This window comes from Corynebacterium sp. c3Ub_189 (assembly GCF_039907195.1).
In the GTDB taxonomy this organism is placed as follows: domain Bacteria; phylum Actinomycetota; class Actinomycetes; order Mycobacteriales; family Mycobacteriaceae; genus Corynebacterium.
This window is the reverse complement of the sequence record NZ_JASBOF010000062.1, coordinates 1-705: the sequence shown is the minus strand read 5'-3', so window position 1 is coordinate 705 and position 705 is coordinate 1. Positions and strand designations below refer to the sequence as shown.

1 protein-coding gene is annotated in these 705 nt (G+C 51.8%); it reads left to right on the top strand.

Features of this window, described 5'->3' with window-relative positions; genetic code table 11:
• The coding region (locus QKD99_RS11515; RefSeq protein ID WP_347951489.1) for an IS30 family transposase at window positions 1–705 on the top strand (705 nt) is incomplete at both ends.

Sequence of the window (705 nt, the reverse complement as noted above, 5' to 3'; positions counted from 1 at the left end):
GAGGAGATTTCTAATCGCCTGCCCATCGACTACCCCACTGATAAGGACATGCGCATTAGTCACGAAACGATTTATGACGCCTTTTACCTGCAGGCCAAAGGAAGACTCAAAGACCTTGGCTTGGACTTGCCGACAGGTAGAAAGAAACGCAAGAAACGTCAAACCCGCTCCAGCACACCTGCCCAGCAACGCTTCGTCGACGACATGATCCTCATAGACGACCGGCCAGATGAGGTAAGTGAACGTATTTTGCCAGGCCACTGGGAAGGCGACCTCATCCTCGGTAAAAACAACCAATCAGCGGTAATCACGCTAGTAGAACGCGTTAGCCGATTTGTTGTCCTTGGCCACCTACCGGGAAGGCATACCAGCAAAGAAGTATTCACAGCCCTGCACAAGGCAGTTGCAGGAATCGATAAAGCTATCTGGTCATCAATTACCTGGGACCAAGGAAGCGAAATGGCTGGCCATAAAGCCTTTACTATGGCCACTGACATTCCCATCTACTTCTGCCATCCAGGATCACCATGGGAACGCGGCAGCAACGAAAACACCAACGGCAGGCTCAGAAGAAACCTTCCTAAAAACAGCGACCTGTCCATCTACAGCGCCGAGGACCTAGAAATGATCGCCAACATTCACAACCACAAACCACGCAAAGCACTCAACTGGCGCACCCCAGCCGAAGTCATGACCAACGCCCTC